This is a genomic window from Micromonospora sp. NPDC049799, from assembly GCF_040656655.1.
Classification (GTDB): domain Bacteria; phylum Actinomycetota; class Actinomycetes; order Mycobacteriales; family Micromonosporaceae; genus Micromonospora.
Window position 1 is genome coordinate 1 of sequence record NZ_JBFAMU010000010.1, and the last position, 20940, is coordinate 20940.

Consider the following 20940-nt stretch of genomic DNA (forward strand, 5'->3'; position numbering starts at 1 on the left):
GTCCTGTGTGGTCGTTTCGCTGGGGGGCGGGGGGCCGCGCGTGGGGGCGCGCCGCGCGGGTTTTTCCGCGCCTCTCGGGGGGGGGGGGGGGGGGGCCCCCCCCCCCCCCCCCCCCCCACCCCGGCGTCCTCAGCGGACGGTCAGCGTGCCCACCGCCGGCAGCGGCGCGACCACCGGCGGGAGCCGCTTCGGCTCACCCCGGCCCGGCGCGTCCTGCGCGACGCGGGCGCTCTTCGACACGTCCGCCCGCTCGGTGGCCACCGGCACCTCCGGCAGCGGCGCGAACGGCTGGATGTCACCGACGCAGACCGTGCCCTTCGCGGGCAGCGTACGCCGCAGCAGGTACGCGTCGACCGCTCCGGTGACGCACTCCGACGTCCCGTACGCGGTGTGCCCCCAGCTGTCGCTGCTCAGCAGGCGGCTGTTCGGCAGGAGCTTCGCCGCGCCGACCGCGCCCCGGTAGTTGGTGGCCGGGTCCCAGTAGTTGCCCACCACCAGCACCGGTGAGCTGGTGCGTCGGTTCCACGGGCCGGTGTACCGGTCCTCGTCGCGGACCGTCCAGGTGTCCCGGGCACAGGGCGACGTGCCCCAGGCCCAGAGCCGCCCGAAGTACGGGTCCCGCCGGTCGGCCTTCGCCGCGAGCGCGGGGAACGACGCGGCGCCCTTCGGGTGGTACGCATCGGTGCAGTCCACCCCGAGGAACGTCTCCAGGCCGTTCTCGTACGGGAAGTCGTAGCCGCGCTGCTGGCGGGCCTCCGCTGCCAGCCGCCTGATCGCGGCGCGGGCTTCGGTCCGAGCCGCCGTCGACGACGCCGGGTCGGTCTCCACGAGCAGCTGCTCGGTCAGGTAGACGACCTGCTCGTAGCCGTAGGGGCCGTAGAGCGCCCCGAGCGTGGAGGCGACGAAGTCGGCGTAGGTGACGGTGAACGGGCCGAAGTCCGGGTCGTCGATCACGGCCGGCTTGGCCCGCAGCCGCGTCGCCACCAGGTCGAACGAGGCGACCGGGTCACCGGCGGCCAGGGAGCACAGCTCCTCGCCGGCCTTCTCGCACCGCACCAGGATCTCCCGCAGCGCCGCGTACGCCCCCTGCGCGCTGCGCAGCCGGTCCTCCTGTGACCGGTTGTCGCCCTTGCGGCCGACCCACGCGGTCGGGTCGAGGACGCCGTCGATCACCAGCGCGCGCACCCGGTCGGGGAACATGTTCGCGTAGTACTGCCCGAGCGCGCTGCCGTAGCTGAAGCCCAGGTAGGTGAGCTTCTCGTCGCCGACGGCGCGGCGCAGCACGTCCATGTCGCGGGCGACCTCGGCCGTGGACATCGCTCCGGTGAGCGGACGACCGGTCGTGGAGCAGCCGCGGCCGACCGCCTTCGACGAGGCGACGTACGCCTTCTCCTCCGCCTTCGTCCACGGGAACGCCACGTTCAGCCCGGCGTAAGCCTTCGCCTGTTCCTTGACCGACGGGAAGCACTTCACCTGCTCGCTCGCGCCGACGCCGCGCGGGTCGACACCGACCACGTCGAACCGGTCGAGCACCTCGTCGCCGAGGAAGTACGGCGCGGCGAGGGCGATGTCGGTGCCCGACCCGCCCGGTCCACCCGGGTTGAGGAAGAGGCTGCCGATCTTGTTCTTCTGGTCGCGGGCCTTGACGCGCAGCAGGGCGACCTCGGTCGTCGCGCCCTTGGGGTTGTCGTAGTCGAGCGGCAGCCGCACGGTGGCGCACTCGGCGTCGCCGTAGCAGGCGTACCAGTCCAGAGTGGGCGTGGGCACCCGGTCGACGCGGCGTGCCTCGACGGGACTGGTCCGGTCCGAGACGGCCGGGCGACCCCACCCGGAGGGGTCAGGGGCGGCGGTGGCGGGTGCGACCGCCAGACCGGCGAGGAGGACGCCGGCGATTCCTGCTGCGGCCAGGGACCGGGTTGGTCGTGGCATGTGGACGCCTTCCGATGGACGACGGGATTCGTCGAGGCGACGCTCGACCCCCGTCACTCTAGAGATCGCGGGCAATGAATGTCGCGTGGAGAAGAGCCGCATCTCCGACAAAACGTCAACGGATGTAACGTTTTTTTCACGGACGACGCTTATACAACTCCGGCTCGGCGGGTCGGCCGTCTCCGCCACCGTCCACGGTTGACAGGCGGGCCGGCATCGCCATGCTGGACGGGTGAGGTTACTGAGGCCCGGGGTGGGACAGGTGGCAGTCGTCGCGGCGTTGGCGGCGACGGCACTTCTGGTGACGCTGTTGGTGTGGCAGCGGCAGGACTTCCTCGGTGTGGTCCTCGCGCTGGTGGCCGTGCTGCTGGCCGCCGTGGCGGGAGTAGCCGGGGCCGCGCACCGGGACCGGTGCGCCGCGCTGCCGCCGGCCACGCCCAGCCTGCCGGCACCCGACGGGCTCTACGGCATCGACGCCGACACCCTGGAGACACTCGACAACCGGGAGGCGCTGCGCGCGGTGCGGGAGCGACGCCGCTGACGGTTACGGCCCGACCGGCAGCCGGGAGTCAGCTGGCGGTGAGGGTCGGTGTGACGAGCCCGTCCACACCCCGCCCAGCCAGGCAGCGGTAGGTCCGGTCGGTGTCCGCGCCGCTCGGCGGCAGCACCTCCAGGTTCCACCCGTTGGTGTACGTGATGCCGCTGGTGAGACGGAAGGTGCTCGGGCTGCACACTCGGCGCACCACCGGATCGGCGCTGACCTCGTCGTAACCGGCACCGACCAGGCCCACCGGGAGCTCACCCTCCGCGTAGCTCTCCCACGTGTGCTCGCGCACGCAGGACACCCGCTCCGCGCTGGCCCGCGCGCCCCGCACCTGCATCGGCCCGAAGCACTCCAACTCGTCCGCACAACCGGCTCCGGACGGCAGCTGGGCCGTCCCCGCACAGGCCGGCCGCAGCCCGCTGGTCGCCGCCACGCCGGCCGTCGGCGTCGGCATCGGGTCGGACGGCGCGTCGGCGAGCAGCGCACCGGCGCCGACCGCGGCGGCCAGGGCGACCATCCCGGCCCCGCCGAGGAACCAGCGCCGTCGCCACCGCCGGTCGGAAGTGGGCACGGTCGGGTGCGGGTCCTCCAGCGGCGGACGAGGCGCGGGCCGCGTGGACTGGCGGCCGTCGTACGGATCCGCCGGGCCGGAACTCCGAACCGGTCGGTGCGGCGCCGACACGGCCCGGTCCTCCGCGTCGTGATGGAGGCTCAGGCCGGCCAGCAGGTTGCGCAGTTCGGTGGCGTCGGGCCGCTCCCCCGGGTCGTTGGACATCCCCGCACGCAGCACGTCGACCAGTGCCTCCGGCACACCGGGCAGGCCGGGCACCGGCTGGTGGAACATCTCCAGCACGGTCACCAGGCTCGGGTTGCGCTCGGAGCGCCAGCGGGGCGGACGGCCGTGCATCACCGCGTAGAGCGTGGCGCACAGGGCGTACACGTCGACCGCCGGTGACGGCGGACTGTGGTTGAACATCTCCGGCGGCGCGTACGCCGGGGTGAGCACCTCCAGCGCGACCGAGGAGTCGCGCATCTCGGCGAGCACGGCCAGCCCGAAGTCGGCCAGCACCGCCGGGTTGAAGTGCGAGTAGAGGATGTTGGCCGGCTTCACGTCCCGGTGCAGCACCCCGGCCGCGTGCGAGTGGGCGATCGCGTCGGCGATCTTCACCCCGAGGTCCCGGGCCTCCGCCGGGCCGAGCGGCGAGGTGCGCATCCGTTCGGCGTACGACCCGTCGCACAGCTCCATGATCAGGTACGGGTGCTGGTCGACGGTGACCCCGACGTCGAAGAGGTCGACCACGTGCGGGTGGGAGGACATCGTCCCGGCGGCACGCGCCTCCCGCAGGAAGCGGGCCTGGTCGCGCTCGCTGTCGAGCGTGCGGTTCTCCACCTTGACCGCCACCTCGCGCCCGACCGAGATCTGCGTGGCCTTGTAGATCGTGGCGTACCCACCTCGGGCAAACACTCTCAGATCAGTCAGACCGGGCACGATGGGCATCGGCAGGCCGCCGGACGGGGTGTCGGTCACAGCTTCGAAAATACCCAACGGGACCGGTCGCTCAGCGAGCCGCACCCGGTGCGGGGGCGCCTACGGGCCCCGTACCGGATCCGGCGTCCCCGGCATCGGCATCCACGTCCACGGCATCGGCCTTTTCCGATCGCGCGGCGGTCCCGGCGTCGCCGGTCGGCGTGCCCGCGGCCCGGCGGGCGTCCCACCAGAGGCCGGCGGCGGTCGCCAGCGCGCCCAGCCCCTCCCAGGCCGCCACCCCGAAGAACCGGTCCGGTGCCACGTCGGAGAGCACCGCGATGGTGAAGACGGTGAACGTGACCAGCCGGAACCAGACGGTGAACCGGTAGAAGGGACGCCACTCGGTGGCGGTCGCGAGCAGGTAGTAGACGCCCATGTTGAAGGAGGCCATCGAGGAGGCCGTCAGGAAGGTGCCGGTGTAGTCACCGGCCGCGCGGCTCACCGGCACCTCGAACCCGAGCAGTCGCAGCAGCGCCTCGGGCCAGACCAGCCCGACGGCGCCCATCAGCAGCGCCAGCAGGCCGAAGACGGCGACCGTCCAGCCGGCACCGGAACGCGGCAGCCTCATCACGGCCCTCCCCTGACCCGGGCGGTCGACACAGTGGACCGCACCCCGGACCTGACACGCTAGCGGTCACCTCCGACGAGCCGCATCCCCGAAACCGCCAGACCTGCCCCGCCACCCACCCCACCGCAGCCCGCAGTTCCAGGAACAGATTGGTCATCCGCGGTGGAACGGCCACACCTTCCCTGAAACTGCCGGGCGGCAGCTCGGGCGGAGGGGCGGGAGGGGTCAGGCGGGGGTCAGGCGGGCGCGGAGGGCGTCGGCGGCGCGACGCTCGCTGCGCTGCTCGGTGGCGTACGCCAGGCGGACCGCCTCCTCGGCGCTGGCCAACGCCTCCTCCGGTCGGCCGCACGCGGCCAGCGCCTCGGCCAGGACGCTGGCGGCGATGACCTGACTGCGAACGTCCTCGGCCGGGGCGTCGACCGCCCGCCGGGCCCAGTCCAGCGCCTGCTCGCGCTGGCCGTGGGCGAGCAGGGCGGAGGCGTACCGGGCCATCGTCTGCCGGCGGGAGAAGAGCAGCGACGGCGAGTTGGCGGCGGCGGTGGCGACCGGAGCCAGCAGCCCGACGGCGGTCGCCGAGTCACCCGCGGCCAACCGGGCGGTGGCCAGCAGCACGCGGGGACCCACCTGGGCGGGTGCCTGCGGGTTGTGCGGTTCCACCGCGGTCAGCACCGCGCGGGCGGCCTGTTCGGCCGTCTCGCAGTCCCCCATGTCCAGGGCCACGAAGCCGCGCAACGTGCCGGCCATCCCGGTGAGCAGCGGATGGGAGGTGCGCTCGGCGTACGACATGGCGTCCGTGAGCAGATCGGCGGCGTGCTCGGGTTCGCCCAGCCCCCGTGCCACCACCCCGCGTACGACCAGCGCGAACCCGCGCCCCCAGTCGTCGGAGGCGGCGGCGAACTCCCGGTACGCGCGCCGGGCACGCCGGTCCGCCTCGGCCAGTTCGCCCAGTTCGGCGGTGGCGAACGCCTCGACCGCGCGCAGGGTGCCCACCGCCCAGGCCTCGCCGACCCGTTCCCCGAAGGGCAGGAAGACCTGCGCCATCCGGCAGGCCTCGCGGAGCCGGCCGGCGAGCAGCCGCGCGAACGCGGTGGTGCCGCGCAGCCACGCCCGTCCGTACGGGTCCTTCAACTCGGCGAAGAGCCGGGCAGCCCGGCCGAGCACCGCGTCCGTGCCGGCGAAGTCGCCCCGGGTGGTGGTGACCCAGGCCAGGTTCTGCAACGACCACGCCTGGCCCCGCCGGTCCTGCACCTGGACGCTGACCTGGTACGACGCGGCGAGCCGGCTGCTCGCCTTCCCGAGCCGTCCGGCGATGAAGTCGGCCATGCCGAGCCGGCGCATCGCCGAGGCGCGCAGCGTGGGCAGGTCTCCGGCGGTCGCCACCTGGAGGGCCTCCTGCCAGCAGGCGACCGCGCGGGCCTGATCTCCCATCGTCTGGTGGGCCTGACCGGCGAGCAGGAGCGCGCTGGCCCGGGTGGCGGCCTCGTCACCGGCGTTCGCGGCGATCTTCTCGGCGAAGGCGAGCGCGTCGGCCGGACGGCCGACCTGGAGCAGGGCCCGGGCGTGCACCACCCGGTCCGCCGCCGGCACTGCGCCCCGGGTGAGTTCGGCGGCGCGCTCGGCGTACTCGACGGCCAGTGCCGGCTCGCCGGCCTGGAGCGACCGGCGGGCGGAGCGGCCGAGGGCGCCGACCCCGAGCGGGACGACCGCCCGGGCTGGTGTGTCCGGCCGCAGCCCGACGGCGTCGGCCAGGGCCGCGGCCCGTTCGACGTGGGCGGCGACGAAGTCGTCCCGGGCCGGCTCGGTGAAACCACCGACCGCGGCGGACCCGGTGGGCGGATCGGCGGCCCAGCGGGCCAGAGCGGCGTGCCGTTCGGCCAGCTCGGCCTTGCTGACCCCGGCGTACGCGGCCTCCCGCATGAGCGGTGTGGCGAAGGCGAATCCGGTGCGGGTGCGATGCAGCATCCGGCGCTGCAGCAGCTCCTCGACGGCCCGCTCCAGCTCGACGGCGGCCACCGCCGCAGGGCGGCTGTCCCGGCCGGTGCGCTGGTCGCGCAGCGCCTCCAGGGCACCGTCCGGCACGGTGTCGCCGACCACGGCCGCGTCCCGCAGCACCGAGCGCGCGCCGTTGGGCAGCGCGTCGATGCGCGCGGCGAGCACCGCGGCCAGGTCCCGGGAGAGCAGCCGGCTGCCCAGCGAGCCCGGCACGAGCCGCCATCCGTTGCCGCTGCCCGCGGTGAGCGCACCCCGCTCCATGAGCAGCGTGACCAGCTCGGCCAGGTAGAAGGGGTTGCCCTGGGCGGTGGCGAGCAGCCGGTCGGCGTCGGCCTGCGGCAGTTTGCCGCCGCTCAGGTAGCTGGTGAGCAGCCGGGCCGCGTCGGCACCGCGCAGTGGTGGCAGGGCGTGCACCTCAGCGTCCGCCACCCGGGTCAGCGCGCCGGCGGTGCGCACCAGCTCGGGCCGGCCGAGCAGCAGCACCAGCACCGGCCCGGACAGGCGGGAGAGGGTCAACCCGAGTGCACGGATCGTCTCCGGCGTGGCGTCGTGCAGGTCGTCGACGACGATCACCAGGGGCGCCTCCCGCGCGAGGGCGCTGAGCAGGTCGGCGACCGCGTTGGGTACGGCCTCGGCGTCGGCGGCCGGCAGGGCGGTGCTCCACTCGCCCTGGTCGGTGGGGCCTCCGTTGGGCAGTTCGGCGTACCCGAGCAGAGCCAGCAGCTGGTCGGTGGCGATCGCGGCGGGGGCACCGGCCCGGCCGAGCCGCTGCCCGAGGCGGCGCAGCCGCTCCTCGACGGCGGGCCGGGTGAGCGCGGTGGCCGCGTCGCCGGGGAGGCCGGTGGCCGCGCGCACCAGGTCGGCCAGCGGCGCGAGTCGGCGCCGCTCCCCGAAGGCGGCGCAGCGGACGGAGAGCACCCGGGCGCCGGTGTGCGCGGCGTACCGACCGGCACCGACGTCGTATCCGGCGGCCAGGCGTTCCACCTCGGCGGCGAATCGGGACTTGCCGATACCGGCCTCGGCGGTCATCAGCAGCACCCGGGGTTCACCCCGGTCGATCACCTCGGCCAGCCGGCCGGCGACCCGGCCGATCTCGGTCTCGCGGCCCACGTACGGTGCCTCGTCGCCCAGGCCCGACCGGGTGCCCGGCGCGTCCAGGAGACCCAGCAGCTCGTACGCCTCGACGGGTTCGCGCTTGCCCTTGAGCCGCAGCGGGCGCAGCGCCCGCCAGGAGGCGACGTGCCGGGTGGCGGCGGAGGTCCGCGCTCCGGCGTAGACCGCTCCCACGGCGGCGGCGTCGGCCAGCCGGGCGGCGGTGTTGACCGTGTCGCCGATGACCGTGTACTCGATGGCGGCCTGGATGCCGGCGATCACGTCGCCGGTGTTCAACCCGACGCGCAGGCCGAGCGGCGCACCGCCGCCCCGCTCGTCGTCGAGGACCCGGCGGACGGCCCGCTGCATGGAGAGGGCGGCACGGACGGCCCGTTCGGCGTCGTCCTCGTGCGCGACCGGCGCACCGAAGACAGCCATGATCCCGTCGCCGGTCAGCTTGTCCACGTGCCCGCCGAAGGTCTTCACCGCCCCGGCCAGCGCGGCGAGGACCCGGTCGGTCACCGCGCCGACCCGTTCCGGGTCGAGGTCCTCCGACCAGGAGGTGAAGTCCGACAGGTCGCCGAAGAGCACGGTGACCACCCGGCGCTCGGCCGCCGGCAACGTCGCGGCGGCCGGCAGCGCGGCCCCGCAGTTGTGGCAGAACCGGGCGCCGGGGACGGCGACGGTTCCGCACACCGGGCAGGTCACGCTTGCTCCAACCCCGGGTCACCGTCGTGGGATTCCCGGCCCAGGTATTCCAGTTGGGCCCGGACCGACCACTCCGCCGCCCACCAGAGCGAACGGTCCACGTCCGCGTAGACGACCGCGACCACCTCGGCCGCGGTGGTCGCCCCCGCGTCGAGCGCCGCCCGGACCTGGTCCAGGCGCGCCCGCCGGTGGGCGAGGTAGAAGTCCGCGGCGGCACCGCAGTCGGCCAGCGCCGGGCCGTGGCCCGGCAGGGCCGGGACACCGGCGTACGTCGAGAGCAGCTCCAGGCTGCCGAGGTAGTCCCCGAGGTGGCCGTCCGGGTGGGCGACAACGGTGGTGCCCCGGCCGAGGATGGTGTCGCCGGTGAGGACCACCCGCTCGCCGCGGTGCTCGACGAGGAAGCAGACCGAGTCGCCGGTGTGCCCCGGGGTCGGGACCAGCCGCAGGTCGAGGCCGGGAGCCTGGGGTGGCGCGCCGACGCCGAGGGGGTCGGCGGCGAGGGTGTGCGTCGGATGGGCGGCGCGGACGGGCACACCGCCGAGCAGGTCGTGCAGGCGGGTCGAGCCCTCGGTGTGGTCCGGGTGCCCGTGGGTGATCAGGACCAGACCGACCGGCCCCTGCGCGGCGATGGCCGCCAGGTGCGCCTCGTCGGCCGGCCCGGGGTCGACCACGACGGCGTGCTCCGCGCCGGGTGCCCGCAGCACCCAGGTGTTGGTGCCGTCGAGCGTCATCGGTCCCGGGTTCGGTGCCCGCAACAGCGTCACCCACTCCGGCAGCCCGTCGGCGAGGGCCGCCGCCGGGGCCGTCACATGCCCGCCCATGGCTGCGATCGTACGGCCCCGTCCGCAACCCCCCGCGATCTTGCACGTCCGGTCGCCGGTTCCTACCCGTTCAGGGGCTTCGTCCCGGCAGAACGTGCAAGATCGCGGGAACGCGGGGTTACGCGACCTCGACGATGACCTCTACCTCGACGGGGGCGTCCAGGGGCAGTTCGGCTACGCCCACCGCGCTTCTCGCGTGGCGGCCGGCCTCGCCGAAGACCGCCCCGAACAGGTCCGAGGCGCCGTTGATCACGCCGGGCTGGCCGGTGAAACCGGGGGCGCTCGCCACGAAACCGGTCAGCTTGACGATCTTGACGACGTTCTCCAGGCCGACCAGCGAGTCGACGGCGGCCAGCGCGTTCAGCGCGCACCGCTGCGCCAGGTCCTTGGCCTGGTCGGCGGAGACACCGGCACCCACCTTGCCGGTGGCCAGCAGCTTCCCCTCGGCCATGGGCAGCTGCCCGGAGACGTACACGTGCTGCCCGGACTGCACGGCCGGCACGTAGCTGGCCACCGGCGGCACCACCTCGGGCAGCGCGAAGCCGAGCTCGGCGAGCTTCGCGTGCGGTCCGTTGCTCATGCCGCCGCCTCGCTTCGCTCCCCGGCGCCCTGGGACACCGACGCGCTGAGCCTGATGATTCGCTCGCTGCGCTCGCTCATGCCCCTAGCCCTTCGGGCGCTTCAGGTAGGCGACGAGCTGCTCCGGGTTCGGCCCGGGAATCACGGAGACCAGCTCCCAGCCGTCCTCGCCCCAGTTGTCGAGGATCTGCTTGGTCGCGTGGACCAGCAGCGGGACCGTGGCGTATTCCCACTTCTGCATCGGTGGAGGGCTCCCTTGGGTGGAGGTGACTCTTTCCTCCGACAGCCTACGGTCCGGTCGACGGCGGGGGCGCGGGACGCTGTTCCGGGGCGACCGGGGGCTCTCCGCAGGGCCCGCCGTGCTCGAACGGCTGGGGGCAGCGGGACCGGTCGGGCAGCAGCAGGTCGCAGAAGACCCGGTGCCGGTTGTTCTGGTCGTCGGCGGTGGACACGGTCGTATCCCCGGCGTCCAACTCGCCCAGGAAGCTCAACGACGTCGCCACGGTGCCGGCCAGGGCGGTGGCCGCGGCCAGGTCGGCGACCCGGATCGGCAGGTGGATGACGTAACCGGGGCCCTCGTCGTCCCGGCCGCGCTCCCCACGCCGGTCCAGCACGTGCAGGACGTCCACCGGCTCGGCGAGCCGCCGGTAGGACCGCTCGTTGACCGGCAGGCCGGCGGACGCGCCATCCCCGCCGGCACCGGTACCGGACCGGCGACCCCACTCGGCCGCCGGAGCCTGGGGTCGGGGGATGTTGTTCGCGTCGCGCATGCCGCTGCCTCCGGGCGTCGTACCTTCACTCATCGCCGTCGGGTCCGGCCTCCGCCGGCCCGTCCCCCCGCACCCGAGCGACGGTAGGTCCGGGCCCGAAGTCCCGCCAACAGGACGCGCACGACGAGTGACCAGAAGTCACATATGCGACACAGTCCTGGTAAGGAAGGCGACCGCGGATCGGCCCCTGCCGGTGCCGTGTCCGTCCGCCGGACCGGCCCCCTCCACGGGACGGATAGACCGCTACCCTTCCCGTCGGAACGGGCGCTCACGGCTCGACCCACCTCGTCGCCGACGTCGCACCCAGTGGGGGAGAGATGACCGAACCACCCAGCGGCGGCCCGACCGGATCACCGGCCGGCCAGCCGGGCAACCCGATCCCACCCGGCACCGGCGCAGCCGTGCCGCCCGTGCCACGGCAGGACCCGTCCGCGATCCCGCCGCCCCCGGCCCCCTACCCGCCCTACCAGGATCGCCAGGCGCCGAAGCGGAAGCGTGGCGTGGTCATCGCGTCCGTCGCGCTGGCGGTCATCCTGCTGCTCTGCGCCGGTGGCGGTGTCGTCACGTTCCTGACCCTCCGCAACGCCGAGGAGGGCGAGGGAGCCAAGGAGCCCGCCGTCGCGGTGGAGCAGTTCCTCACCGCCGTCTACAAGGACCGCGACGCCGCCAAAGCGGCCAAGCTGGTCTGCGCCGACTCCCGCGACGACGAGAAGATCGCCGCGAAGGTCGCCGAGGTGGAGAACTACGTCTCCAGCAACCAGAACCCCCGGTTCCGGTGGAGCAACCCGAAGGTCGACAACCAGACCGGCGACCGCGCCACGGTCTCCACCCGGCTCACCGTGACCACCGCCGACGAGAAGATCGCCGACCAACCGCTGCGGTTCACCGTGGTGAAGAAGACGGGTTGGTGGGTCTGCGAGGTGGCCTGACCCCCTCCGCTGGTTAGGCTCGACGGGTGCGAGCAGCTGAGCGGCCCATCGATCCGGCCGGTACCGAGTGGCCGGCCCGCCTCCACGTGGTCACCGGCAAGGGAGGCACCGGCAAGACCAGCGTGGCCGCGGCCCTGGCCCTGGCGCTGGCCGCCGGTGGTCGGCGCACGCTGCTGGTAGAGGTCGAGGGGCGTCAGGGCATCGCCCAACTCTTCGGCACCGACCCGCTGCCGTACGAGGAGCGGCACCTGACCGACGCGCCCGGCGGCGGCGAGGTGCGGGCCCTGGCGGTGGACGCCGAGCAGGCCCTGCTGGAGTACCTCGACATGTTCTACAAGCTCGGCGCCGCCGGTCGGGCGCTGCGCAAGCTGGGCGCGATCGACTTCGCCACCACCATCGCCCCGGGGCTGCGGGACGTGCTGCTCACCGGCAAGGTGAAGGAGGCGACCACCCGCACCTCCGGCCAGCGTCGGGCGTACGACGCGGTGGTGCTGGACGCGCCGCCGACCGGGCGGATCGGCCGCTTCCTGAACGTCACCGCCGAGACGGCCCGGCTGGCCAAGGTGGGGCCGATCAAGACGCAGAGCGAGGGGGTCTCCGCGCTGCTGCGCTCCCCGATGACGGCGGTGCACGTGGTCACCCTGTTGGAGGAGATGCCGGTCCAGGAGACGGTCGACGCGATCGCCGAGCTGACCTCGCTCGGTTTCCCCGTTGGCCGGGTCATCGTGAACGGCACCCGTCCACCGCTCCCGGCCGGCCGCGTGGTGGGGCCCGCCGAGCTGCGCGAGGGCCTGCTCGCGGCCGGGCTGCCGGCCGACGAGCGCACCGTCGAGGGGCTCGCCTCCGAGGCCCGGGACCAGGCGGTCCGCCGGGAGCTGGAGGACTCGCTCCGCACCGACCTGGAGGAGCTGGGCCTGCCCCTGACCGAGCTGCCGCTGCTGCCCGACGGGGTGGACCGGGAGGGCCTGGACCGGCTGGCGGAGATCCTCGTCCGGGCCGATTGACTCACACCTGCCGTCGGCACGGGCGCGCGGACCCGACCGGCCCGATACGCTCGATTGGTGCCTTCCGAGAACGTGGCGCCGCCGCCGCTGGACGTCGACCGGATCCTCGCCGATCCCGGCGTACGGATCGTGGTGTGCTGCGGGGCGGGCGGGGTGGGCAAGACGACCACGGCCGCCGCGCTCGCACTGCGGGCCGCCGAGCAGCACGGCCGCCGGACGGTGGTGCTCACGATCGACCCGGCCCGCCGCCTGGCGCAGTCGCTCGGGCTGACCGAGCTGGACAACACGCCACGCCAGGTCAAGGGCATCGACGTCGAGGACAGCGGCGGTGAGCTGCACGCCATGATGCTGGACATGAAGCGCACCTTCGACGACGTGGTGCTCCAGCACACCGACCCGGCGAAGGCGGCGGAGATCTTCGCCAACCCGTTCTACCAGGCCATGAGCTCCACCTTCGCCGGCACGCAGGAGTACATGGCGATGGAGAAGCTGGGCCAGTTGCACGCGCGGGGTGAGTGGGACCTGATCGTGGTGGACACCCCGCCGTCCCGGTCGGCGCTGGACTTCCTCGACGCACCGGCGCGGCTGTCCCGGTTCCTCGACGGGCGGATGCTCCGGCTGCTGCTGGCGCCGGCCCGTACCGGCGGTCGGAGCATGTTCAGCCTGGTGACCGCCTCGTTCGGCATGTTCTCCAAGGTCGTCCAGAAGGTGCTCGGCGCCCAACTGCTGACTGACCTGTCCGGTTTCGTCGCCGCGCTCGACTCGATGTTCGGCGGCTTCCGGCAGCGCGCGGAGCAGACGTACCGCATCCTCCAGGCGCGGGAGACGGCGTTCCTGCTGGTCGCGGCGCCGGAGCCGGACGCGGTCCGGGAGGCCGCCTACTTCGCCGGCCGGTTGGGCGAGGAGAAGATGCCGCTGGCGGGCCTGGTGCTCAACCGGGTGCACCGGCCGGCGGTGCCGGACCTGGGGCCGGCGGAGAGCCTGGCCGCCGCGGAGCGGCTGGCCGAGGCCGGGGGACACGAGGGCACCGTCGACGTGCTGCGCGCCCATGCCGCCCTGGCCCAGCTGGCGGTACGCGAGCAGCACGTGGCCACGCGGTTCACCGAGGCGTTCCCGGCCGTGCCGACGGTGTCGGTGACGGCGCAGCCCGCCGACGTCCACGACGTCGACGGGCTGCGAACGATCGGTACGGCGATCAGCCGACCGTGACCGGCGTCAGCCGGCGGTGGTGACCAGGATCTTGTCCTTGCCGCCGGCCTTGTCCTTGGCGTTCTTCTTCATCGCGGCCTCGAACATCTTGCGCCAGCTCGTCACCTGCGGGTGACGGCGCAGGAGCGCCCGCCGTTCCCGCTCGGTCATGCCGCCCCACACACCGAACTCGATCCGGTTGTCCAACGCGTCGGCCAGGCACTCGTACCGAACGGGGCAGCTACGGCAGATCCGCTTCGCCACGTTCTGTTCGGCGCCCTGTACGAACAACGCGTCCGGGTCCCCGTTCTGACATGCCGCCAGCGACGGCCAGTCAGTGATCATGCCCATGTGTACACGTCCCCCCTTGCAGTACTACCGACCCCGTCGCGGACCAGCCGGCAATTCCCCCCGGTCGCCCTGCCTGCCTTCCCCAAGGCGGCACGGACGACATGTGGCGCTGTCGCCGCCACCATCATGCTCTGTAGTCGCCTGATTACGCAACGTTGTCGGCTAAATCCATCATTCCGGACACTCCCGGCTTCCCGGGCCGTCGCCCCCCGCTTACCCGGCCGGGGTGAGTGAAAACGCTGCGCGTCCACCCCGGGACGGGGGAGACTCGGTGCCGCATCCACGCAACCTGGGACCGGGGGTCGTGCGTTTAGCACAACGAGGTCGGCGCGCGCAGGAAATGGGGAAAAGACGCCCCAGCGCCCCTCATTCCCTGCTCGCGTACTCTGTCGAGGTGACCTGGATGCGGAAACGTGACCACAATGTGCTGACCAACGCCGCATCGCTGCTCATCTGTGGCCTGCTGGCCGGCGTGGTGGTCGCGGCGGCGGCCTTCCCCGCAGTGGCGATGTCCGGACTGGCCGCCAAGGCGGGTGCCGAGACGTTCGGCGCGCTGCCGAAGGAGCTGACCGTCGCCCGCGCGCCGCAGATCAGCTACCTGCTGGCCTCTGACGGCAAGACACCGCTGGCGACGATGTACGACGAGAACCGCCGCGACGTCAAGCTCAAGGACATCGCCCCGATCATGCAGAAGGCGATCATCGCGGCGGAGGACCACGACTTCTACAAGCACAACGGCGTCGACCTCAACGGTGTCGCCCGTGCCTTCGTCAACAACAGCGCCGGCGCCGACCGGCAGGGCGCCTCCACGCTCACCATGCAGTACGTCCGGCTGGCCATCGCGTACTCGGCGACCCACCCGGCCGACGTGGTCGCGGCCACCGAGGACACCAGCGCCCGCAAGCTGCGCGAGATGCGCTACGCCATCCAGATCGACAAGGAGCTCTCCAAGGACGAGATCCTGGAGCGCTACCTGAACATCGCCGCCTTCGGCAACGGCGCGTACGGCATCTACGCCGCCAGCCAGGTCTACTTCAACAAGAAGCCGAAGGACCTCAAGATCGAGGAAGCGGCCATGCTCGCCGGCATGGTGAAGGCGCCCAGCGCGTTCGACCCGACCACCAAGTTCGGCTACCCGCAGGCGGTGGACCGGCGCAACTACGTCATCGACAACATGGTCGAGACCGGCGCCATCACCCGGGAACAGGCCGAGGCGGCCAAGAAGGTCAAGCTGAAGGTGGAGGACAAGCGGACCCCGAACGGCTGCGTCCAGGCCACCGAGAAGTGGGGCTTCTTCTGCGACTACTTCTACCGCTGGTGGATGTCTCAGGAGACCTTCGGCTCGACCTCGTACGACCGGGAGCGGCGACTCAAGAGCGGCGGCTACACCGTCGTCACGACCCTCGACGTGCAGGCCCAGCGGGGCGCCGACGCGGCGGTCCGGCGCGCCAAGAGCGAGAGCGCCAAGGAAGCCGCCATGGTGGCGGTGGTCGAGCCCGGCACCGGCCGGGTCCGCGCGCTCTCGGTCAACCGCACCTTCAAGCTCGACGACCCGAAGAACCCGAAGAACAAGCCGCACAGCGACCCCGCACGCCGCAAGAAGAACAAGGACGCCCGCGGCAACTACCCGGCCACGGTCAACCCGCTGCTGACCGGAGGCGACGGGATCACCGGCTACCAGGCCGGCTCGACCTTCAAGATCTTCACGATCGTCGCGGCGCTGGAGAAGGGCATCCCGCTCAGCTTCACGTACAACGCTCCGCAGCAGTTCAGGTCGGAGTACATCATCGAGAAGGGCAGCCCCGCCGCCTGCAAGGGGACGAACCTCTACTGCCCGACCAACTCCGGCCTGAAGCCCGGCGGCGTACACACCATGTGGAGCGCCTTCGCCCAGTCGATCAACACCTACTTCGTCCCCCTGCAGCAGCAGGTCGGCGCGGAGAACGTGGTGGACGTGGCGAAGCGGCTCGGCATCCAGTTCCGGGAGCGCGAGGACGCGAAGTTCGCCAACAACAAGGAGGCCGCGCACGACTGGGGCGCGTTCACCCTGGGCGTCTCCTCGGCCACCCCGTTGGAGCTGGCCAACGCCTACGCCACCCTCGCCGCCGACGGCACGTACTGCGACCCGATCCCGGTGCAGGAGATCCGCGACCCGGAGGGCAAGAAGCTCGACATCGCCAACCCCACCTGTGAGAAGCGGGTCAGCACCGAGGTCGCCCGCGCGGCCGTGGACGCCGCCCGCTGCCCGGTCGGCGACAACTCCTCGACCAGCAAGTGCGGCGGCAGCCGCACCGCTGCCGCGGTGAAGCAGGCGGTCAAGGCTCCGGTCGCCGGCAAGTCCGGCACCACCGACTCCGAGAAGACCGCCTCCCTGGTCGCCATGACCAAGCAGTACGCGGTCGCCGGCATCATGGCCGACCCGGACTGGCCGCAGACCAACGTGAAGATGAAGCACAGCCCGAAGGACGGCATCAACCCGCCCGTCTACGAGACGCTCCGCGACGCCATGAAGGGCAAGGAGCGGATCAACTTCACGCCGCCGGGCAGGAAGATCTCCGAGGGTGACCAGCGCTCCATCCCGGGGGTCAAGTGCCTGCCGGTCGAGACCGCGAAGAACCGGATCGAGGGCGCCGGCTTCGACGCGGTGGTCTCCGACGTGCAGGTCGCCTCGAGCTGCCCGGCGGGCACCGCCGCCGGCACCAACCCGGACGGCCGGACCATCAAGGGTGGCGTGGTGACCATCCAGCTCAGTCAGGGCGGCGGCGCGGAGCCGGGCACCGACCCGAGCCGGCCGGGCAGCCAGCCGACCAACCCGGGCCGTCCGCCAGGGCGCCCCGGCGGCTGAGTCGATCCGTGACGTGACGAACGGGCGGGCACCCCACCACGGGGTGCCCGCCCGTTCCGCGTTCGGCGGACGGTGGAACGGGAACGGTCAGAGGCCGAGCTGCCGGCGTACCTCGGCGGCGACCCGACCGCCCTCGGCCTGGCCGGCCACCGCGGCCTGGGCCGCCTTCATGGCCGGGCCCATCTGCGCCTTGCCGGTGAAGCCGCCGGCGGCGAGCGCCCCCGCGACCAGCTCCGCCAACTCGTCGTCGGCGAGCTGCTTCGGCAGGTAGCGCTCCAGCACCTCGCCCTCGGCCGTCTCCTTGGTGGCCTGCTCCGTGCGGCCGGCGTCGGCGAAGGCGGTCGCGGCCTCGCGCCGCTTCTTCGCCTCCTTGGTCAGCACCGAGAGCACCTCGTCGTCGGTGAGCTCGCGCTTGGCCTTGCCGGCGACCTCGGCGTTGCCGACGGCCGCGAGGGCCATCCGCAGGGTGGAGGTGGTCAGCTCGTCGCGCGCCTTGAGGGCGGCGCGCATGTCGGCAGTGAGGCGGTCCTTCAGCGTGCTCATGGACGGTCAAACTACCCTGAACGCCATGCGAAAGCGCACACTATTCCGGCTCGCGGCCTCGACCGCCGCGGTCGGCGCGGCCACCCTGGCGTACGCGTCCCTCGTCGAGCGCAATATGTTCACCCTGCGGCGGTACGACGTGCCGGTGCTGCCGGCCGACGCGGAGCCGCTGCGCGTCCTGCACCTGTCGGACCTGCACATGATGCCGGACCAGCGGCGCAAGCAGGACTGGGTGGCGTCGCTGGCCGCCCTCGACCCCGACCTGGTGGTGGTGACCGGCGACAACATGGCCCACCCCGCCGCCGTCGCAGGGGTGCTGCGCGCCCTGCAACCCCTGCTCGACCATCCCGGTGCCTTCGTGTTCGGCTCGAACGACTACACCGGGCCGGTGTGGAAGAACCCGTTCACCTACTTCCTTCCCGACCGGGAGTACACCGAGGGCGTCGCGCTGCCGTTCGAGGAGCTGCGCGAGGTCTTCACCGGCGCCGGCTGGGCCGACCTGAACAACGCCCGCACCACGCTGAAGGCCGGCGGCCGGCTCGTCGAGCTGGCCGGCGTCGACGACCCGCACATCGAGCGGGACGACTACTCGTCCGTGGAAGGGCCGGTGTCCCCCTCCGCCGACCTGTCGATCGCGCTCAGCCACTCCCCCGAGCCGGCCGTGCTCGACCGGATGGCCGCCGATGGATTCGGCCTGATGCTGGCCGGTCACACCCACGGGGGCCAGGTTTGCGTGCCGGGCGTCGGGGCGCTGGTGACCAACTGCGGGTTGCCCCGCTCGATGGCGCGGGGCCTGCACCGCTGGCCCGGCTCGGACTCCTGGCTGCACGTCTCCGCCGGCCTGGGCACCCACCCGACGGCACCGGTCCGGTTCGCCTGCCCGCCGGAGGCAAGCGTGCTGACGCTGATCCCGCGCTGACGCGGGCGACGGGGGTACCGAGTTTGACCCTCGGACCCGGTGGGCTACTATTTGTCGGCACGCCTCGGGGTGTGGCGCAGCTTGGTAGCGCGCTTCGTTCGGGACGAAGAGGTCGTCGGTTCGAATCCGGCCACCCCGACCAGAGGTAACAGCAGGTCAAGGCCCCTCCACGGAGGGGCCTTGACGCGTTGCCGGGTCGAGGGCGACCAGGGCTGCGACGAACTCCTCCCACGGGAGGACGATGCGGTTGCGGTGCACGGTTCGGGAGCCCCCGCGCCAGATCGGCGTCTCCAGGTCCCGGTTTGGATCACGGGTGGAGACCCAGATCTGCCAGGCATCGTGGTCGGCCGCCGGCCCCGCCCAGGCGCGGACCACCCGCGACCAGGGCACGACGTGCGTACGGGACACGTGGCGGATCTTGATGCCGTGCTCGCTGACGTAGAGGCCGACCAGCGTCACCCGCCACAGCACGACCTGCCACACCAGCACGAAGAGGCCGACGAACAGCGCCGCGGTCCAGGAGACGTCGGCCCTGGCGAGGGAGCAGAGCGGAAGGAGACCGGCCACGGACATCCCGCTCGCCACGACGTACCGCAGCTTGTGGAGATCGCCCCGGTCCCCCAGGTCGTACGGCCTGGTCCAGGTCGACATGCGAGGCATCGGCGGATGCTACCGGGAACCGTTCGCCCACCGGTGCCCGTCCAATCCACTGCTGACGCCTTTGGAGGACACATGCGACGCGGACGGTACGCCCTCGGGATCGTGGCGCTGACGATGCTGCTGACCGCCTGCGCGGGCGGGGAGCCGGCGCCTCCGTCGCAGACGCTTCCGCTCGCGACTCCGGTCGCCACCGTGGAGCCGACGGATCTGGTCGGCTCCTGGGCGGTGACCGGCACGGGCGTCGAGGCGGGCACGGTCCTGCGGCTCGGAGATGGGGAGCTGGTCCTGTTCCGCGACTGCGATGCGTCCCTCGGAGCCTGGGCGGCGCATCCGGGCGGCCTGTTCGTCGCCGACCTGCACGGACTGACGAACCTCGGTGACGACCGGTGCGGGCCGGCGGGATCGCCCGCGCTGCCCGACTGGTTGGCGCGCGCGGACCGGTTCGAGGTGGACGGCGTGGTCCGCGTACTCCTGGATCGCGCGGGCGTGGAGGTGGCCCGGCTGTCACCCGGTGCCCGGCCGAGCGTCCCGCCCAACATGGATCCCGCACGAGGCACACCCCCGGCGGTGACCGACGAGACGCGGGCCTGGTTGGCGTCACCCGCGCCGCTGCCGTCGGCGCTCGCGCCGGTGGCCCGGAACGCGCTGACCGGCCGGTGGCTGCCGCTGGTCGAGCCGGGCCGCGGACGCGAGGCTCCGCACGTCGTCCTGGCCGACGACGGCACGTGGCGGGGGTCGGACGGCTGCAACAACCTGCGTGGGCGGTGGACGACCGGACCCGACGGCGCCCTGGTGGCCACCGCCGCGCCCCAGACACTGATCGGGTGCGACGGCACGCCACTCGCGACGTGGCTCGGCTACGCCCGACGGGCCGGCCTGGACGACGACGTGCTGGTGCTGGTGAACGCGAAGGGCACGGAGATCGGCCGGCTGCGCCGCGACGGCTGATCCTCGCGGCCTCGCCGCTCGCCGGCGGCCGGTCTGGCGCTCAGGCCGGCCGGCGGGGATGTGCGACGAAGAAGTCCCAGATCAGGTCCGTCGCGACGATCGCGGTGTCCGGTGCGCCCAGCCCCACCTCGGCGCCGCCCGGCCACCGGTGCCCCATCCCGTTGACGGTGTAGCCGACGACCTCGGCACCGCCGGGGCAGGTCGAGACGACCCGGTTGACGGTCTTCGCCCGGTCCACCCACGTCGCCGGTCGCTCCACGCAGCCGTACTCCCGCCGCCACTGGCCCAGGCGGATCTCCAGCGCGTCGGCCGTGCGGTCGTCGGCGCCGATGAACGACACGACCGACACCGACCGGGCGGGCCGCTGCGCCGCGGCCGAGGCGGGTTGGCCGCCGATGAGCCCGCCGCTGACCGGGGCGACCGCCGCGAACAGGTCGGGCGCCTCCATCGCCAGTCGGTACGTCATCGCCGCCCCGGCCGACATGCCCGTGGCGTAGACCCGGTCCGGGTCGACGTCCCACGTCCGGATCAGGTGCTCCACCATCGTCCGCACGAAGCCGACGTCCTCGTTGCCTCCGCAGCAGGGGTACGCGACCAGGAACCCCTCCTGGTCCGCCTTGGCGTCCAGCCGGGTCACCGCCCGCATCATCGCCGCGTCGGCACCCCGGTAGTGGATCGCCACCACCAGCGGTGTCTTCTGTCCCGGCCGGTAGCCGGGCGGCGCGTGCAGCTCGTACGCGCCGGTCCGTCCCTCGATCGTCAGGCGGTGGTCACCCGGGGCCGGCTTCTCCGGCGCGACCGGTCGGCTCGGGCTCGCCGTTGCGGCGGCCCTGCCGTCCCGGTCGGGCGAGTCGTCCCCGCCGCAGGCGGCGGCGCCGAGCAGGAGGGTCAGCGCGGCGGCCACCGCCGCGCATCTGGCTGTCGTCGTGGATCCCATCGGTCTCCCCCGTGGTCGGTTTTCGGCAACCTAACGCCGACCCGGGCAGGTCCGCTGCCCCACTCGGCAACGATCGGGGAACGAA

General features: G+C 73.1%; 18 protein-coding genes, 1 tRNA gene and 1 pseudogene. 8 read left to right on the forward strand and 12 right to left on the reverse strand.

The genetic code is table 11. From position 1 onward, the window contains the following. Positions 1–129: 129 nt before the first annotated feature. Positions 130–1929, reverse strand: coding sequence for an alpha/beta hydrolase (locus AB0I76_RS02175; protein WP_357028644.1), 1800 nt, complete (start codon positions 1927–1929; stop codon positions 130–132). Positions 1930–2191: 262 nt separating this feature from the next. Here AB0I76_RS02175 and AB0I76_RS02180 point away from each other — a divergent pair, with 262 nt between their 5' ends. Continuing rightward, complete coding sequence (locus AB0I76_RS02180) at positions 2192–2470, forward strand: hypothetical protein (RefSeq protein ID WP_357028646.1); 279 nt, start codon at positions 2192–2194, stop codon at positions 2468–2470. A gap of 28 nt (positions 2471–2498) precedes the next feature. On the opposite strand, the gene AB0I76_RS02185 is transcribed toward AB0I76_RS02180, so the two are convergent. From AB0I76_RS02185 to AB0I76_RS02215, 7 genes and pseudogenes are all read right to left on the reverse strand, one after another. Then, positions 2499–3962: a serine/threonine-protein kinase gene (locus tag AB0I76_RS02185; protein ID WP_357028726.1), complete on the reverse strand. Its 1464-nt coding sequence runs from the start codon at positions 3960–3962 to the stop codon at positions 2499–2501. Positions 3963–4176: 214 nt separating this feature from the next. After that, positions 4177–4569 (reverse strand): annotated as a pseudogene (locus AB0I76_RS02190) (hypothetical protein); the annotation flags it as partial. A gap of 225 nt (positions 4570–4794) precedes the next feature. Next, positions 4795–8361, reverse strand: coding sequence for an adenylate/guanylate cyclase domain-containing protein (locus AB0I76_RS02195; protein ID WP_357028649.1), 3567 nt, complete (start codon positions 8359–8361; stop codon positions 4795–4797). Beyond that, positions 8358–9182, reverse strand: a complete 825-nt coding sequence (locus AB0I76_RS02200) for an MBL fold metallo-hydrolase (RefSeq protein ID WP_357028652.1) — start codon at positions 9180–9182, stop codon at positions 8358–8360. The genes AB0I76_RS02195 and AB0I76_RS02200 overlap by 4 nt, the downstream gene beginning before the upstream one ends. 118 nt (positions 9183–9300) lie before the next feature. Further along, positions 9301–9762 carry a RidA family protein gene (locus AB0I76_RS02205; RefSeq protein WP_357028655.1) on the reverse strand — a complete coding sequence of 154 codons (462 nt, stop codon included), beginning with the start codon at positions 9760–9762 and terminating at the stop codon, positions 9301–9303. A gap of 84 nt (positions 9763–9846) precedes the next feature. Further along, entirely contained in the window at positions 9847–10002 is a 156-nt protein-coding gene (locus tag AB0I76_RS02210) for a DUF4177 domain-containing protein (RefSeq protein ID WP_357028658.1), read from the reverse strand. Between the two features lie 46 nt (positions 10003–10048). After that, the gene (locus tag AB0I76_RS02215; RefSeq protein WP_357028729.1) at positions 10049–10531 is read right to left on the reverse strand and encodes a hypothetical protein; all 483 of its coding nucleotides are present in this window, start codon (positions 10529–10531) and stop codon (positions 10049–10051) included. Positions 10532–10848: 317 nt separating this feature from the next. Between AB0I76_RS02215 and AB0I76_RS02220 the strand changes: the two genes are divergently transcribed. Genes AB0I76_RS02220 through AB0I76_RS02230 form a run of 3 tightly spaced genes read left to right on the forward strand, consistent with a single transcriptional unit; the run spans position 10849 to position 13673 of the window. Then, a complete protein-coding gene (locus tag AB0I76_RS02220) occupies positions 10849–11460 on the forward strand; it encodes a hypothetical protein (protein WP_357028661.1) in 612 nt (203 codons plus the stop codon). Positions 11461–11486: 26 nt separating this feature from the next. Beyond that, positions 11487–12464, forward strand: a complete 978-nt coding sequence (locus tag AB0I76_RS02225; protein ID WP_357028664.1) for an ArsA-related P-loop ATPase — start codon at positions 11487–11489, stop codon at positions 12462–12464. Positions 12465–12518: 54 nt separating this feature from the next. Further along, positions 12519–13673, forward strand: coding sequence for an ArsA-related P-loop ATPase (locus tag AB0I76_RS02230; RefSeq protein WP_357028667.1), 1155 nt, complete (start codon positions 12519–12521; stop codon positions 13671–13673). A gap of 6 nt (positions 13674–13679) precedes the next feature. On the opposite strand, the gene AB0I76_RS02235 is transcribed toward AB0I76_RS02230, so the two are convergent. After that, positions 13680–14003, reverse strand: a complete 324-nt coding sequence (locus AB0I76_RS02235) for a WhiB family transcriptional regulator (RefSeq protein WP_357028670.1) — start codon at positions 14001–14003, stop codon at positions 13680–13682. A gap of 403 nt (positions 14004–14406) precedes the next feature. On the opposite strand from AB0I76_RS02235, the gene AB0I76_RS02240 reads away from it, so the two are divergent. Further along, positions 14407–16848: a transglycosylase domain-containing protein gene (locus tag AB0I76_RS02240; protein ID WP_357028673.1), complete on the forward strand. Its 2442-nt coding sequence runs from the start codon at positions 14407–14409 to the stop codon at positions 16846–16848. Between the two features lie 87 nt (positions 16849–16935). Here AB0I76_RS02240 and AB0I76_RS02245 read toward each other — a convergent pair whose 3' ends face one another. Continuing rightward, the gene (locus AB0I76_RS02245) at positions 16936–17391 is read right to left on the reverse strand and encodes a GatB/YqeY domain-containing protein (protein ID WP_357028676.1); all 456 of its coding nucleotides are present in this window, start codon (positions 17389–17391) and stop codon (positions 16936–16938) included. 25 nt (positions 17392–17416) lie between these two features. Between AB0I76_RS02245 and AB0I76_RS02250 the strand changes: the two genes are divergently transcribed. Further along, the gene (locus tag AB0I76_RS02250; RefSeq protein ID WP_357028678.1) at positions 17417–18310 is read left to right on the forward strand and encodes a metallophosphoesterase; all 894 of its coding nucleotides are present in this window, start codon (positions 17417–17419) and stop codon (positions 18308–18310) included. Between the two features lie 65 nt (positions 18311–18375). Next, positions 18376–18452 (forward strand) — tRNA-Pro (locus AB0I76_RS02255). A gap of 14 nt (positions 18453–18466) precedes the next feature. Here AB0I76_RS02255 and AB0I76_RS02260 read toward each other — a convergent pair. Then, positions 18467–18970 carry a hypothetical protein gene (locus AB0I76_RS02260; RefSeq protein WP_357028682.1) on the reverse strand — a complete coding sequence of 168 codons (504 nt, stop codon included), beginning with the start codon at positions 18968–18970 and terminating at the stop codon, positions 18467–18469. Positions 18971–19042: 72 nt separating this feature from the next. Between AB0I76_RS02260 and AB0I76_RS02265 the strand changes: the two genes are divergently transcribed. Then, positions 19043–19918, forward strand: a complete 876-nt coding sequence (locus AB0I76_RS02265) for an META domain-containing protein (RefSeq protein WP_357028684.1) — start codon at positions 19043–19045, stop codon at positions 19916–19918. A 40-nt stretch (positions 19919–19958) separates the two neighbouring features. Here AB0I76_RS02265 and AB0I76_RS02270 read toward each other — a convergent pair whose 3' ends face one another. Next, positions 19959–20855: a PHB depolymerase family esterase gene (locus AB0I76_RS02270; protein WP_357028687.1), complete on the reverse strand. Its 897-nt coding sequence runs from the start codon at positions 20853–20855 to the stop codon at positions 19959–19961. Positions 20856–20940: the final 85 nt, after the last annotated feature.